The organism is Rothia sp. HC945 (genome assembly GCF_051370785.1).
Lineage (GTDB): Bacteria > Actinomycetota > Actinomycetes > Actinomycetales > Micrococcaceae > Rothia.
In genome coordinates, this window is the sequence record NZ_JBFCSN010000003.1 from 149,694 (window position 1) to 164,755 (window position 15,062).

The window sequence follows — 15,062 nt, forward strand, 5'->3', positions numbered from 1 at the left end:
CCGTGGTATTTCTATATATGGGCACCTTCAAACCCCTTCAACACAACATGTTGTGTTTTTGACCAACAGAGAAAGGACGCCATGAATGAGCCATCCGCCTCTCGCAGGCGGCCCCCGACATCGTTCCGTACCCTCCCACCCACCGAATCGCCCCACCTGGTGTACTTCTCGAGCGCCTCCGAGAACACCCACCGGCTCGTGCAACGGCTGAGGCATTCCAGTGTTCGCATACCCCTTCGTCCCCGCACAGAGGGCATGATCCGGGTCAGCCGGCCCTACGTGCTGGTCGTGCCGAGCTACGGCGGCGGGGACGCCAGAAAGGCCGTCCCTCGGCAAGTCATCACCTTCCTGAACGACCCACAGAACCGCTCCCTCATTCGGGGAGTCGTGACCGCGGGCAACACCAATTTCGGGGAGGACTACTGCATCGCCGGCCCTGTGATCTCCAAGAAGTGCGGAGTCCCCGAGCTCTACAGGTTCGAGCTGCTCGGCAACGCACACGACGTCAAGACCATCGACCACGGACTCGACGAGTTCTGGAAATCCGCACAGAAAGAGAAGGAAACCGCATGACGCTCTCGCCGGAAGCCACCGACGTCGGCCGCGAAGGCATCGGGACACGCAAGGACTACCATGCCCTGAACGCCCGGCTGAATCTGTTCGACGATCAGGGGCGCATCCAGTTCGAACAAGACCAGCAAGCCATCGACGCCTTCCTGAAGCAGCAGATTGGCCCTCGCCTCAAGAAATTCGACTCTGCCCTAGGCCGCCTCGACTGGCTCGTGACCAATGACTATTACGAGGCCGAATTTCTCGCCAACTACGAGCGTGACGCCCTGGAGGAGATTCATGACCGTGCCCACAAGTTCGGGCACACCTTCGGATCGTTCCTGGGCGCCTTCAAGTTCTTCACGTCGTATGCCCTCAAGAGCTTCGACGGGACGGAGTATCTCGAAGATTTCCCGGACCGGGTCGCGGCGACGGCCCTGTACCTGGCACAGGGCGAGCGGGAGTTCGCCGCGAACCTTGTCGACGAAATGATGTCCGGTCGCTACCAACCGGCCACCCCCACGTTCCTCAATGCGGGCAAGAAACAACGCGGCGAGCTGATCTCCTGCTTCCTGCTGCGCGTCGAGGACTCGATGGAATCGATCGGTCGGTCGATCAATTCGGCCCTCCAATTGTCGAAGCGCGGCGGCGGGGTCGCCCTCATGCTCACGAATCTCCGGGAATCGGGTGCACCGATCAAGAAGATCGAGAACCAGGCGTCGGGTGTGGTTCCGGTCATGAAGATCCTCGAGGACTCTTTCTCCTATGCCAATCAGCTGGGGGCCCGACAGGGGGCCGGCGCAGTCTATCTGCACGCCCACCACCCGGACATCCTGCGCTTCCTGGACACGAAACGGGAGAACGCCGATGAGAAGGTTCGGATCAAGACCCTCTCGCTCGGCGTCGTGGTCCCGGACGTCACCTTCCGACTGGCGAAGGAAGACCGCGAGATGCACCTGTTCTCTCCCTACGACGTCGAGCGCGAGTACGGCACCCCGATGTCCGAACTGTCGATCACGGAGCACTACGACGATCTGGTTCGGAACTCGCGCATCCGGAAGACGACGATCCGGGCCCGGGACTTCTTCACGACCATCGCGGAGCTCCAGTTCGAATCCGGTTACCCGTACGTGCTGTTCGACGACACCGTCAATCGCGAGCATCCCCATCCCGGACGCGTCGGGATGTCCAACCTGTGCAGCGAGATTCTCCAGGTCAGCACGCCATCGACCATGGATCCGGACCTGACGTACTCCTCCGTGGGCCGAGATATCTCCTGCAACCTGGGCTCGCTCAACATCGCGGCCGCCATGGCCTCACCCGACGTCGGCCGGACCGTGGAGACCGCAGTGCGGGCCCTGACGAGCGTTTCGGACCAGTGCGACGTCGGTGCGGTCCCGTCCGTCGAACGCGGCAACCGGGCGAGCCACGCGATCGGGCTGGGGCAGATGAACCTGCACGGATACCTGGCATCGCAACGCATCCAGTACGGCAGCCCCGAGGCGCTTGACTTCACGGACGCCTATTTCCGACTCGTGACCTATCACGCGATCCGCGCATCGCACCGACTCGCTGTGGAACGCGGGGAGACCTTCGAAGGGTTCGAAGACTCCGATTACGCGAGTGGGGCCAGGTTCGACCGTTACGTTCGATCGAGTGGCAAACCAGCGACCGAGCGGGTGCGAGCACTCTTCGCCGACGCCGGCTTGCACCTGCCGACCCGTGAGGACTGGATCGTGCTCAGGTCACGGGTCATGCGCGACGGCATGTACAACGCGTACCTGCAGGCGATACCGCCCACCGGCTCGATCAGCTATATCAACCACTCGACCGCGTCGCTGCACCCCGTGGCGTCCCGGGTCGAAATCAGGAAGGAGGGCAAGCTGGGCCGCGTGTACTTTCCGGCGCCCCACATGGACCAGGACAACCTCGAATACTTCCAGGACGCCTACGAGATCGGGTACCGCAAGATCATCGACACGTACGCTGCCGCAACCCCGCATGTGGACCAGGGGCTTTCGCTCACGCTGTTCTTCACCGACGAGGCGACCACGCGGGACATCAACAGGGCACAGATTTACGCGTGGAGGTCCGGAATCAAAACCCTCTATTACATCCGGCTCCGCCAGGCGGCCCTGAACGGAACCGAAGTGCAGGACTGCGTTTCCTGCTCCCTCTGACCCCTCGCCGCTTTTTGAAGGAGAACACCATGACATCATCGACCGATCGCCGCCCCCTCACCGACATCTCGGTGACCCCGCCGTCCTTTCGCCACGACCCGAACCACCGGTTGCGACCGATCAATTGGAACCGCGTCCAGGACGAGAAAGACCTCGAGGTCTGGAATCGGCTCACGTCGAATTTCTGGTTGCCCGAGAAGGTTCCGCTCTCGAACGACCTCCCTGCCTGGCAACGCCTGTCCGAAGAAGAGCGGACGCTGACGATGCGGGTCTTCACGGGCCTGACCATGCTGGACACGGTTCAGGCGACCGTCGGGGAAATCAGCCAGATCCAGGATGCCCGCACCGAGCACGAGGAGGCCGTGTACACAAACATCGCCTTCATGCAGTCGGTCCATGCCAGGTCGTATTCGAGCGTGTTTTCCACGCTGGCCTCGACGCCCCAGATCGAGGAATCCTATCGGTGGGCCGTCGCCAATGACCTTTTGCAGGAACGCGCCAAGAAGGTTCTGGTGCACTACTACGGGGACGATCCGCTGCGCCGCAAGGTCGCCTCGACCCTGCTGTCGTCGTTGCTGCTCTACGCCGGGTTCTATCTCCCCCTGCATTTCTCGGTCCACGCGACCATGACCAACACCGCTGACATGATCCGGCTGATCCTGAGGGACAAGGCGGTTCACGGGTACTATTCGGGGTACAAGTTCCAGCGCGGCCTGGACTCCTGCACGAGCGAACGCAGGGAAGAGATCCAGGCCTTCACCGTGGGTCTGCTCGACGAACTGTACGACCTCGAGCTCCAGTATTCGGGAGAGCTGTACGAGCCCCTCGGCCTCATGGACGACGTCGCCGTCTTCGTCCGGTACAACGCCAACAAAGCCCTCATGAACCTCGGATACCCCGCTCGTTTCGGCGCTGAGGAAACCTCAGTGAATCCCGAGATCCTCGCGGCCCTCGCACCGGGATCGGACGAGAACCACGACTTCTTCAGCGGCTCCGGGTCCTCCTACGTGATGGGCAAAGCCGTGGAGACGGACGACGACGACTGGGACTTCTAGCCGCCTCCCATCGGGCGCTCGACCCAGCGCGAGGTGGCAAGTTTGTGCGCAATTCATGCCGAAATCCGCACATACTTGCCACCTCGGGCTCGGGGTGTGCACGACACTGCCACCTCAGGCCGACACCGCTATGTCGGGTTGGGTCCTTGTTCCGGGCTCGGGTCCGAGGACTGCGCCACATGTCGACCGGAGGCACCCGATGCATCGTCTCGGCCCGCCGTGTCGGCAATGCCCGGGCCGGCGTCTCTCCGTGAATCATCGGTTGGGGCCGCGTCGGACGAACCGACGTCGCGCGAACCTGCGTCGGACGTGCTTTCGCCCGTGGTCGACGTCTTCTCGGCGGAGACTCGCTTCGAGGTCCCCGTGTCCGCGCCCACGGCGGCCTCAGTTCCGGCGTCTTCCTCACGACCCGGCGTGCGCAGGTTCCACTTGCGGATTACGAAACGGAACAAGAAGTAGTAGATCAGTCCGTAGCCGATGCCTATGGGTATCAACCAGATCGACTTCTGGGATATGCCGAAGTTGAGGAGGTAGTCGATGGTTCCCGCGGAGAATCCGAAACCGGAATGTATGCCCAGGGCGTTGGTCAGGGCCATGGACGTTCCCATGAGCACCGCGTGGATCAGGTAGAGCGGCCAGGCGATGAACATGAAGGAGAACTCCAGCGGCTCGGTGATCCCCGTGAGGAACGAGGTCAGACCCGTCGAGAGCATGATGCCGCCAACGACCTTCTTCTGGCCCGGCTTCGCCTCGTGCCAGATGGCCAGAGCCGCCGCAGGGAGACCGAACATCATGATCGGGAAGAAGCCGGTCATGAAGACGCCCGCACTGGGATCGCCGGCGAAGAACCGGGAGAGGTCCCCGTGGGCGCCGTCGTAGTCGCCCAGGATGAACCACACGATCGAGTTGAGAATGTGGTGCAGGCCGAAAGGAATCAGCATTCGATTCAGGAGGCCGTAGATTCCCGCACCCAGGACCGTGTTGCTGCCCACTGCGGCGCCGATCGCGGCGAGGCCCTTGTCGAAGAACGGGTAGAGCAGGGCGAGCACCACGGCGATCACCAACGCGGCCAGTGAGGTCAGGATCGGCACGAGACGACGCCCGCCGAAGAAGCCCAGCCAGTCGGGCAGCTTGGTTCGGTGGAATCTTTGCCACAACAGGGCTGACGTCAGACCGATCACGATGCCGCCCAGCACGCCGTAATCGATCTCCGGCTTCTCTCCGGCTGCCGCGGTGGCATTGCTGTCCAGGACCACCGGAGACATGACCTTGAAGATATTGGTCATCACCAGGTAGCCGACGACGGCCGCGAGCGCCGTCGAGCCGTCACCCTTCTTGGCGAAGCCGAAGGAGATTCCGACGGCGAAGAGCAGTGGCAGTCCGTCGAACAGGGCCGAACCGGCGGCGCCGATCACCTGTGCGGCCGTGGATATGGACGAGAATTGCCCGAGAAGATCATCCTGTCCCAGCCTTTGGAGAATCGCGGCCGCAGGAAGGGCCGCGATCGGAAGCATCAGGCTCCGGCCAAAGCGTTGGAGAAGTTTCATGGCGTTGCCGTCACCCTTGGTCCGCGGTGCGGCGGCGGCCGGGGTGGAAACGTCTGACGAAGACATGGGGACCTCGTTTCCCGCGGGTGCGAGAGTAGCGTGCGGTTGTGAAGGTCGAGCGCTATGGGTACGCTCGAGACAACTGTTTATAACCAGTGGTTCTGATCACTGTATTCGCATGACATAGCTTGTCAAGGGCCAGGAGGCACCCAATGTTCGATCCGGAGAAATTGCTGGAAGCACTCGGTGGAGCCGAGAACGTTGAAGAAATCGAAGGGTGCATCACCCGCTTGCGCACCGAGGTCGAGGATTCGTCTGCGGTGGATCAGGCCGCGCTCAAGGCCATGGGAGTCCACGGGGTTGTGGTCTCGGGCGGAATGGTGCAGGTCGTCGTCGGTCCCGAGGCCGAGAACCTGGCCGAAGACATTCAGGATCTGCTGTAGAGAAAGCGCGCGAGCACGTGGTCCACAAGCACGAACAGGTCAGGTCGGAGTTGCGGGAACTGGCCCGGAGGGAACTCTCTCCGGGTGCCGCGCTTCCGGGGGAAAGAGCCCTCGAGAAGCAGTTCGGGGTTTCCCGCATCACGATTCGACGTGCCGTCTCGGATCTGGTCGCGGAGGGTGTTCTGGTCCGTATTCACGGCAAGGGCACCTTCGTGTCCCACGGTCGTGTCCGTTCGACCCTCCACCTTGCTTCCTTCACCGAGGACATGAAACGGGCGGGTTTCGAACCATCCACCGAGATTCTCGTGGCCGATCGAGGCACACCTCCCCCACGGGCGGCGGAGTTCTTCGGTCTGGAGGAAGGCGAACAGACTCTCTGCATCAAGCGCCTGCGTCGCGCAAACGAGGCCCCGGTCAGCGTGGACGAGTCCTGGATCCGTCCGGACCTGACGGACCTCCTCCTGGCCAAGGACCTGACGCAGTCCCTGTACTCACATCTGTCGGGGACCGGTTTCGAGGTCAGCACCGCCGAACAGACCGTCGAGGCGGCTGCGGCGGAACCGTCGGTCGCTCGCGTCCTCGAGGTGGAGCCCTCGGCCCCCGTGCTGCTGTTCCACCGCTACACGTGCGCCCAGTCCGAGGAAGGACCCGTACCGCTCGAGTACTCGATCTCGACGTACCGGTCGGATCGGTACCAGATTTCCATGACCCTGGACCGCGAGCGTCTGGGAGCCCCGGAGCCGGAGGACTCAAAACCCGCTTAACTTGTCAGTCAGCCCCCGTACCCTGGACTCAGCGCCTCGCACGACGCCCGAGGCAGAGTCTGGAGGTGCCTGTGTTCTTCGTTGATGTACCGGAACAGCGTGCGGCTCGTCCGCGCCCTGGTCTGGTCTATTCCGCGTCCGACCTCGTGCGGGCCGCGGAATGCTCGTGGGCCACCCTCCACCTCCTGGACGAAAAGCTGGGCCGTCTCCCCCGATTCGAGGCGCCGGAAGACCCGATGCTCGAACGCACTTCGGTGCTGGGTGACCAGCACGAAGCGGCGGTGCTCCAGGAATTCCGCGAGCGCTTCGGTCCGTACGACCCCGCGACCGGCCGAGGTGTCTACGAAATCGAACCTGCCCGCAGAATGGATTGGGGCACCCTGGTCGACAAGCACCGGGAGTCCATCGAGGCCTTGCGGTCCGGGGCCGACGTCGTCTTCCAGGCCTCTTTCTTCGATGGCAGATTCCATGGAAGGTCGGACTTCCTGGTCCGCGAGGATGACGGCCGATACGCGGTCTACGACACCAAACTGGCTCGCCATGCCAAGGTCACCGCACTGCTGCAATTGGCCGCCTACGCCGACCAACTGGACAACGCAGGAATTCCGGTGTCTGACACCGTCACTCTGATCCTCGGGAACCGAGAGCGGGCCTCTTTCCACGTCGGGGAATTCATGGCGGTCTATCAGGAGCGGCGGGACCGTTTCGAGGCGCTGTCGCGGGAACGCATCACCTCGGATGCCGAGCCGCTCGACTGGTGGCAGGACTCCGTGTCCAGATGCGGCAAGTGTCCGCACTGCGCGGCTGAGGTCGAGCGGCATCGGGATGTCCTCCAGGTGGCCGGGATGTCCATGGCTCAGAGAAAACTCCTGCGGCAGCGCTATGGAGTGCGCACCGTCGACGACCTCGCCAACCTCGAAGGTCGTTCCCTGCCCTCACCCGTTCGATCGGCCAGGGACCAGGCTGCGCTGCAGTCCGGGCGCGCGGTTCCGGACAAGACGGTGACCTTCACCGATGCGTCGGGTACACGAAAGAGCGTCTCTTATGTGGTCACGGATTCGGCGCCCTTGACCAGGATTCCGGCGGCGAACCCCGGCGACATCTTCTTCGATTTCGAAGGAGACCCACTATGGCAGGATCCCGGGGACTCCTCGTGGGGCATCGAGTACCTCTTCGGCTTGGTCGAATCCCCGGAAGACTCATCCGAGGATCCCCGGTTCGTGCCCTTTTGGGCCCATTCCCGGGACGAGGAAAAACAGGCACTTCTCGATTTCCTGGAGTACGTCCGTCAACGCAGGCAACGGTTCCCGGGGATGAAGATCTATCACTATGCCAACTACGAGAAAAGGGCCCTCAGGGACCTGGCCGCGAAGCATGGGGTCGGCGAGGAAGCCGTGGACGATCTCTTGAGGGAGGAAGTACTGGTCGATCTCTACGACACCGTTCGCTCCAGCCTGCGCATCTCCGAGGACTCCTACTCGATCAAGAAGCTGGAGCCCCTCTACATGGGCGACCGACTGCGCGCTGGCGACGTCACCACGGCGGCCGCCTCGGTGGTGGCATACGCCGACTACTGCTTGGCCAGGGACTCAGGGGACCAGAAGCGCGCCGTGGCCGTTCTGGACTCCATCGGGGACTACAACCGGTACGACTGCGTCTCGACCCTGCGTCTCCGGAATTGGCTGCTGAGCCTGGTCTCCCGGTCGGTCGAGGAGGAAGTCAGTCAGCCATCCGACAGGCTTGACCCCTCGCTGGAGCCCGAGCCTCCGGAGGACGCCCGCGAGTCGGCCGTCGAAGCATCTCTTCATCATTTCGTCGAAACGGCGTCGCCGGAATCCACCGGGTTGGACCCGGACATCTTCCGGGACACCATCCGGGCCGTCGCCATGGTCTCCAGCGCGACAGGCTACTATCGGCGCGAGCGCAAACAATTCTGGTGGTCACACTTCGACCGGCTGTCGGCCCCGGTCGCGGATTGGGAGTCGCAGCGGGACGTCCTCGTCTTCGAACGCCTCGCGGTCGAACAGGACTGGCACACAACCACCCCGCGTGCGCGAACCGAAAAACGGATCCTCTCGGGAACGGCTCGCCTGGCCGAGGGCTCCACCCTGCGGGACGGGGATTCCGGCCTCTTCGCGATGTACGAGACGCCGTTGCCGCCCTACCTGGAGGACAAAGCCCGTGAGGCACGCCAGCGCGTCGAATCCGGACCACGTGACGGTCAGCCCGTTGCCTCTCGAGCCAGTGATGCGCGCCTGACCCTCGAGTCCCTGGAGCAGACGGACGTTCCTGGGCACGTGCGTATTCGTGTCGTCGAGTCACGGCCGCAGGGCACGGAACCCTTCGATCAGCTGCCCATCGCCTCAACGCCGCCCGCCCCCATACGGACGAAAGCCCAGGAAGAATCCTTGGCTTTGCTCGCCGAGGAAGTCGATGCGGCGCTGCCGCACCTCCCCCGCGCCGCCGGCTTGGACATTGTGGCTCGACGGCCGCCGCGTCTCGCTGGCGGTGGGGCCCTTCCGCGCGTCGGCGACCCGGGACTCGGCGACGGCAAGATCCCCATGGCGGACGCGATCCACGCTGCGGTGTCACGACTCGAGAACTCTTATGTCGCCGTTCAGGGGCCTCCCGGAACGGGAAAGTCCTTCGTCGGTTCCCACGTGATCGGACGGTTGGTCCGTGAAGGATGGACGATCGGCGTGGTCGCCCAATCCCACGCCGTGATCGAAAATCTCTTGAAGGGGTGCATGGTCAATGGCGGTGTACCTGGCGACGCCATCGCCAAGGCCAAGAGGTCCAAGACGTCAACCGACGATGAAGTTCCTCGGGTCCCCTGGCGGGAAATCGCGCAGAAGGACATCCCTTCATTCATGGCCGAAGCCACATCCGGCGAATCGCCAGTACCCGGGGGCAGGATCTACGGCGGAACCGCCTGGGACTTCGCGCACCAGGATCGTTTCGCGCCGGGCAGCGTGGACCTTCTGGTCATCGACGAAGCCGGGCAGTATTCACTGGCCAACATGCTGGCCGTGTCCCAGTCGGCCCGGAACCTCTTGCTTCTGGGAGACCCGCAACAATTGCCCCAGGTCACCCAGGGAAGCCATCCACAACCGGTCGACGAATCGGCCTTGGGCTGGCTCTCAGCGGGTGCACGAACCCTCCCGCAGGAATACGGGTACTTCCTCGATGCGTCGTGGCGTATGCATCCGGAATTGTGTGCCCCAGTTTCCACGTTGTCCTATCAAGGGCGGTTGCACTCGGCGTCGGCCGCTGCCCAAAGGATGCTCGCGGACACGGAACCGGGGGTCTACCGCCTCGAGGTTCCGCACACGGGCAACGCGACCTCATCTCCCGAGGAAGCCGCACGCGTGGTGGAACTTGCGAGAGAACTCGTCGGAAGGAGCTGGAGAGATGCGCCGGACGAAGCGTTCAGGCCATTGGAACCTCACGATGTCCTCGTCGTGGCTGCCTACAACGCCCAGGTGGAAGTCATTCGTGAAGCCCTGGCGGAAGCGGGGCTTTCGGATCAGGATGAGACAGGGGTCCGGGTCGGGACCGTCGATAGGTTTCAAGGGCAGGAAGCGCCGGTAGTCATCGTTTCCATGGCGGCTTCCTCTGCCGAGGACGTACCTCGCGGGATGGACTTTCTTCTCTCCCCGAATCGTCTCAACGTCGCCGTTTCCCGCGGACAGTGGGCAGCCGTGATCGTCAGTTCCCCCAGCCTGACGGACTATTGGCCCACCAATCCGGAATCGCTGTCGATTCTGGGCGGGTTCACGGCACTGCGCAGGAACGCCACATCGTGGGACCGGCTTCCGCTCTCAGGGAGCACCCGGGACAAAGAAGGGGAGATCCATGAATAATAATCATGAACCGTACGGACACGAGCAGGAGGAAGGGATGATAAACATCAACCCCAGTTTCAAAGCCCGGACTCCTTATATCTTCCACTTCGACGACCAAACGGTTGTTCTGGGGGATCCCGAATACCTGAAACAGGTTGAGACCTTCCTGCTGACGGCTGACCTCGCAACACGCACCACCTACTGGGACACCGGCGAAGAAGACCCTCTCGATTTCGATCCGGACCCCGAGCCCGAGGACATGAATAGCGTCGGGATCGAGGGGGACGAATCCGTATTCTGGAATGCCATCGAATCGGCTATTTTCCAACAAACGGAATGGCCCGAGGGTGAGGACGCCGTGGTCTATGCGCCGCACGTTCCCGACTGGCTCTCGCAGGCGCAGTCCTGGTATTTCGATCCCATTTGTCCACCACTGGGTCCGGGTGGTCCCGGTGGGTGGGTCCGACGGCGAGCCGTCGAGGGCCGGGGCTACCCGGTCGGCCTCTTCCAATTGACCGAAGCGGATTCCTTCTGGGTCTTCGCGTCGGAGGAGGACCTTTCCGACATCATGGAACTGTGCCGATCACTGGCCCGATTCCGTATCGGCTTCGATCAGGTCACCCCGTATCTCGGTCCCGATGACACGATCGGGTCGCTGGCCCTGCCCATCGAATGCAGGGATGCGCTCCATGAGGAGCTCATGATCAGGGGCGTGGACGTCGAATCTATGTTCTGGGAATGAGACCTCCGGCCGGAGACAGGCCCTCGTCGAGAAGTCGAAGTGGCAAACCGGCGGCCCACGGGTTCAACCCCACGGCTCTGGCCGGTCGGGTCGTGGCCGCCGTCAACGCCTCGTCGAGGTCGATACCGGCCTCGACCACGGTCCGCACCGCCTGATCCATCGTGAGGGTTGAACCGGCAATGGCACCCTGGCTACCGTCCGGGGTGGTCAACCGCGCGATGCCGTCGTCCACCCGAACGTCCAGGGAACCGAGCCTGTAGTCACCGTCGGACTGGCCTGTGGCGGACATGGCATCGGTTATGAGCACGACCCGACCGGGCATAGCACGGAACAGCATCGCGACCACTTCGGGCGCAATATGGACCCCGTCGGCGATGACTTCTGCAACCACGTGAGATGACTCCATCGCGGCAATCACCGGACCAGGGTGCCTGTGATGGATTCCGTTCATGGCGTTGAAAGCGTGCGTCAAGATCGACGCTCCGGCGTCAAAGGCGCGCATCGCAGTCTCGTAACCGGCATCGGTGTGGCCCACGGCCACGCGTACGCCCTGGCCCACCAAGTATCGGGTCACCGCAAGGTCCTCATCGAGCTCAGGGGCCAGCGTCACCTGACGCAGGTAGCCGCCGGCCGCATCCACCAGACGCTTGGCCTGGTCGAGCGTTGCCGGTTGAAGGTAGTCCTGCCGGTGCGCCCCCTTGTGCGCGGGCGAAAGCCACGGACCCTCGGCATGGATGCCCTCCAAGCGAAGACCAGCGGGGACGCCCTCGCCGGTCGTGATGGCCCGCACCACGCGCCGGAAGGAATCTTCCAGTTCGTCCAACGGATTGGCGACGAACGAAGCCAGCGCCCGCCCCGTCCCGTGGTCCCTGTGCACCGACAACGAGGTCGGCAGGCTGTCTGCGTCCTCATACGCGTACCCGCCCGCTCCGTGGCAGTGAATATCGGTGAATGGGGCAATCAAGAACATGCCGGATGCGTCGAACGGGTGCGACCCCGCGGCACTCCCGGCGTCCCGGTGGAAGGAGTCTCCCAGGCCGCCGCGGATCGGTACGCCCGCGTCGTCGCACTCGGCCCAGACCGGTCCCGAATCCGCCGTCAACGCCTCGGCGGGAACATCGGCAAAAACGGGCACGTCCCGTAGCGTCTCGGTCGGGCGTGCATTGTGGATCAAGGTATTCATGAGTTCAGTCCTTCACTCCGCGGACGACGCTGAGGTCGAAGCCGTACCGGTCCGCTCGGTAGGTCGTCTCTGTGCATTCGACAGGCCGCCCCAGAGAGTCGCGGGCACATCGCTCGACACGGAGCGCCGCGGCTCCGACGGGCTGGGACAGCAGGTTGGCCTCCTCAAACCCAAGGTTGACCGCGCGGATCGATTGGTCCGCCGATTCCGCGCGGTGCCCCCGGGGGGACAATTGTTCATCGAGGGAACCACGAGGGTCAGGCAGGCTGCCACCAAAATATTTCAAGGGGATGCGCGCGAGCTCGAGAGCCATCGGCAGGCCGTCCGCGAGCCGCAGGCGATGGATCCGAGCGAGTCCCTCCCCCACCGGCACATTCAATTTTTCGGCCAAGAGCTCGTCTGCGGGGACAACGTCGTTGCCAAGAGTCTCGCTGCTCGGCCGATGCCCTCGCTCGTCCATGTCTTCAGAAAACGACGTCAGACGCAGGCCCTTGCGAATCATGCTCGGATCCGCGATATAGGTCCCCGAGCCACGGATCGAGTAGACGGTTCCAGAGGCCACCAGGTGGGCGATGGCTCGACGCACGGTGGCCCGGCTGACGCCGTACTCCTCCTGCAGGGCCCTCTCCGTCGGCAGTACCTCGTGCGGTTCACCAACGGCGACGACGTCGGCCTCCAACGCGGCGGCCAGCGAAAGGTACTTGGGCACGAGCTCTGTTTCGCCTGCGGTCATCCTCGGACATCACCCACTGTTTGAGTATTGGTACGAACCAAACATACACGGATCACCCGAACGGGACTATTGGTCCGTACCAATTCGGTCATCACGGGGTAGGCTGGAGACATGGAAATCATCGTTGTCCCTGATCCCGAAGCCGTCGGCGACGTCGCGGCGGAACGCATTGCCGAACTCGTTCGGAGGAAACCGGGCGCGGTTCTGGGCGTTGCGACCGGTTCGAGCCCCGTTCCGACGTACCGGTCCCTCGAGCAGCGGGTGCGCAACGGCCTGGACATGTCCGGGGTAAGCGCCTTTGCGTTGGACGAGTACGTCGGTCTGAGCGAGGGCCACCCCCAGAGCTATGCAGAGGTCGTGCGGAGAGAAGTGACGGAGAGGCTCGGGCTCGACCCGGAGCGCGTGCACGTCCCGAAGGGCCACGCAGAGGACGTCCCGGCGGCATGCGAGGAGTATGAAGAGGCGATTCGCGCCGCCGGCGGGGTCGACCTCCAGATCCTCGGGATCGGCAGCAACGGTCACATCGGGTTCAACGAACCGAGCTCCTCTCTCGCGGGCAGGACTCGCGTCAAAACCCTGACTCCCACCACACGCAGGGATAACGCACGGTTCTTCGACGACGACCTCTCCCAGGTCCCCACCCATTGCATCACCCAGGGCATCGGCACGATCCTGGACTCAGGTCTGGCTCTGTTGGTGGCATCGGGCGAAGGCAAGGCCGAAGCAGTAGCCGCCATGGCCGAAGGGCCTCTGGGGGCGTTCTGCCCGGCCTCCGCTTTGCAACTGCATCGTCGGTCCGTCGTCGTCGTGGACGAGGCCGCCGCATCTTTGTTGACGAATCGGGAGTACTACGACTTCGTCAGGGACAACCGTCCGTCCTGGCAACTCTGAGCAAGAGGGACTGACCCCCTCGTTGAGCGTGGGACGCCCCTATGATGCGCGGCGGCCGGCGACTGTCGCCGTTGGGCGGCGGTTACCCGATTCGGTGGCGCTTTCCGGCCGTTTGAGGCCCCGCACCCGCACCCGACACTCCACGTTAGGTGGGGGATACCCGATTCGGCGCCGATCTCCGTCGTTAGGTGGCGGTTGAACCGCCACCTAACGACGGAAAGCACCTCCTGATCGGGCAACCACCACCCAATGCCCGCCCCGGAACGCCCACGCATCCCGGACCGCCTACCCCGCCCGGACACGCGCGATGGCGCCGTCGGTGGCAGCCCCAGCGATCCCAGCAGCCCCAGCGGCCCTGATCAACGATCAGCCCCCAGCAACTCGCCGCCACCCCGCGCCATATCCCGCCCGGACGGGTTCAGTCCATGGAGGGCAGGGCGTCGACGAACCAAGAGGTGATGCTGGTCGGGTGCGTGATCGCGGTCCCCACCACCACGGAGTCGGCTCCCGCGGACAGGGCCGACGCGGCCTGGGCCGGGGTGTGGATCCGCCCTTCGGCAATGAGCATCCGGCCGGTGCCCTGCGCCGCGATCTGTTCGATGAGTTCCAGGTCCGGGCCATCGATCTTGGGGCGTTCCCCCGTGTACCCCGCGAGGGTCGTTCCGAGAACGTCCGCACCGGAGTCGACCGCGGCCAGTGCGTCGTCGAGAGAGCCGCAATCGGCCATGACCCTTGCCCCGGTCTTTTCGTGGATCACGGCGATCGTTTCAGTCAGACTGCGACCATCGGGGCGTTCCCGCCGGGTCGCGTCCAGGGCCACGATGTGGGCACCCGCCTGGGCGACAGCGAGGGCGTGATGGAGGGTCGGGGTGATGAAGACCCCTTCGTGACCGTCCTTGAACAAACCAATGACGGGCACCTCCACGGCCGACCTCGCGTGCTGGATGTCGGCGAGACCCTGGACCCTGACGGCCCCCGCCCCACCGAGCACGACCGATTGGGCGACCTGGGCCATGGTCCGAGGGTCCCGCATGGGTTCACCAGGGTATGCCTGGGCCGAGACGACGAGTCGCCCCCGCAGGCCGTTCAGCTGTTCGTTGGTGAGGAGCATGGGTTCCTTTCCGCCCGGA

11 protein-coding genes and 1 pseudogene are annotated in these 15,062 nt (G+C 63.8%); 8 read left to right on the forward strand and 4 right to left on the reverse strand.

Features of this window, described 5'->3' with window-relative positions:
- Positions 1-81 precede the first annotated feature (81 nt).
- Genes nrdI through nrdF form a run of 3 tightly spaced genes read left to right on the forward strand, consistent with a single transcriptional unit; the run spans position 82 to position 3,784 of the window.
- The gene (nrdI, locus tag AB0Y14_RS10690) at positions 82-573 is read left to right on the forward strand and encodes a class Ib ribonucleoside-diphosphate reductase assembly flavoprotein NrdI (RefSeq protein ID WP_436589247.1); all 492 of its coding nucleotides are present in this window, start codon (positions 82-84) and stop codon (positions 571-573) included.
- Entirely contained in the window at positions 570-2,729 is a 2,160-nt protein-coding gene (gene nrdE, locus AB0Y14_RS10695; protein ID WP_436589248.1) for a class 1b ribonucleoside-diphosphate reductase subunit alpha, read from the forward strand. Before nrdI ends, nrdE begins: the two co-directional genes overlap by 4 nt.
- A gap of 29 nt (positions 2,730-2,758) precedes the next feature.
- Positions 2,759-3,784, forward strand: a complete 1,026-nt coding sequence (nrdF, locus tag AB0Y14_RS10700) for a class 1b ribonucleoside-diphosphate reductase subunit beta (RefSeq protein ID WP_436589249.1) — start codon at positions 2,759-2,761, stop codon at positions 3,782-3,784.
- Between the two features lie 377 nt (positions 3,785-4,161).
- Here nrdF and AB0Y14_RS10705 read toward each other — a convergent pair.
- Positions 4,162-5,397 (reverse strand): annotated as a pseudogene (locus tag AB0Y14_RS10705) (PTS transporter subunit EIIC); the annotation flags it as partial.
- Positions 5,398-5,543: 146 nt separating this feature from the next.
- Here AB0Y14_RS10705 and AB0Y14_RS10710 point away from each other — a divergent pair.
- From AB0Y14_RS10710 to AB0Y14_RS10725, 4 genes are all read left to right on the forward strand, one after another.
- The gene (locus tag AB0Y14_RS10710; RefSeq protein WP_436589250.1) at positions 5,544-5,774 is read left to right on the forward strand and encodes a glucose PTS transporter subunit EIIB; all 231 of its coding nucleotides are present in this window, start codon (positions 5,544-5,546) and stop codon (positions 5,772-5,774) included.
- A 17-nt stretch (positions 5,775-5,791) separates the two neighbouring features.
- Positions 5,792-6,538, forward strand: coding sequence for a GntR family transcriptional regulator (locus tag AB0Y14_RS10715; RefSeq protein WP_436589251.1), 747 nt, complete (start codon positions 5,792-5,794; stop codon positions 6,536-6,538).
- A 71-nt stretch (positions 6,539-6,609) separates the two neighbouring features.
- On the forward strand, positions 6,610-10,401 hold the full coding sequence (locus AB0Y14_RS10720) for a TM0106 family RecB-like putative nuclease (protein WP_436589252.1): 3,792 nt from the start codon (positions 6,610-6,612) through the stop codon (positions 10,399-10,401).
- Positions 10,394-11,125 carry a hypothetical protein gene (locus AB0Y14_RS10725; RefSeq protein WP_436589253.1) on the forward strand — a complete coding sequence of 244 codons (732 nt, stop codon included), beginning with the start codon at positions 10,394-10,396 and terminating at the stop codon, positions 11,123-11,125. Before AB0Y14_RS10720 ends, AB0Y14_RS10725 begins: the two co-directional genes overlap by 8 nt.
- Here AB0Y14_RS10725 and nagA read toward each other — a convergent pair.
- Complete coding sequence (gene nagA, locus AB0Y14_RS10730; protein WP_436589254.1) at positions 11,109-12,308, reverse strand: N-acetylglucosamine-6-phosphate deacetylase; 1,200 nt, start codon at positions 12,306-12,308, stop codon at positions 11,109-11,111. The two genes, AB0Y14_RS10725 and nagA, sit on opposite strands and share 17 nt — an antisense overlap.
- Positions 12,309-12,312: 4 nt before the next feature.
- On the reverse strand, positions 12,313-13,017 hold the full coding sequence (locus AB0Y14_RS10735; protein WP_436589255.1) for a GntR family transcriptional regulator: 705 nt from the start codon (positions 13,015-13,017) through the stop codon (positions 12,313-12,315).
- A 135-nt stretch (positions 13,018-13,152) separates the two neighbouring features.
- Between AB0Y14_RS10735 and nagB the strand changes: the two genes are divergently transcribed.
- A complete protein-coding gene (gene nagB, locus AB0Y14_RS10740) occupies positions 13,153-13,932 on the forward strand; it encodes a glucosamine-6-phosphate deaminase (protein WP_436589256.1) in 780 nt (259 codons plus the stop codon).
- Positions 13,933-14,350: 418 nt separating this feature from the next.
- On the opposite strand, the gene AB0Y14_RS10745 is transcribed toward nagB, so the two are convergent.
- Positions 14,351-15,043 (reverse strand): N-acetylmannosamine-6-phosphate 2-epimerase, encoded by a 693-nt coding sequence (locus tag AB0Y14_RS10745; RefSeq protein ID WP_436589257.1) that lies wholly within the window; start codon positions 15,041-15,043, stop codon positions 14,351-14,353.
- Positions 15,044-15,062 lie beyond the last annotated feature (19 nt).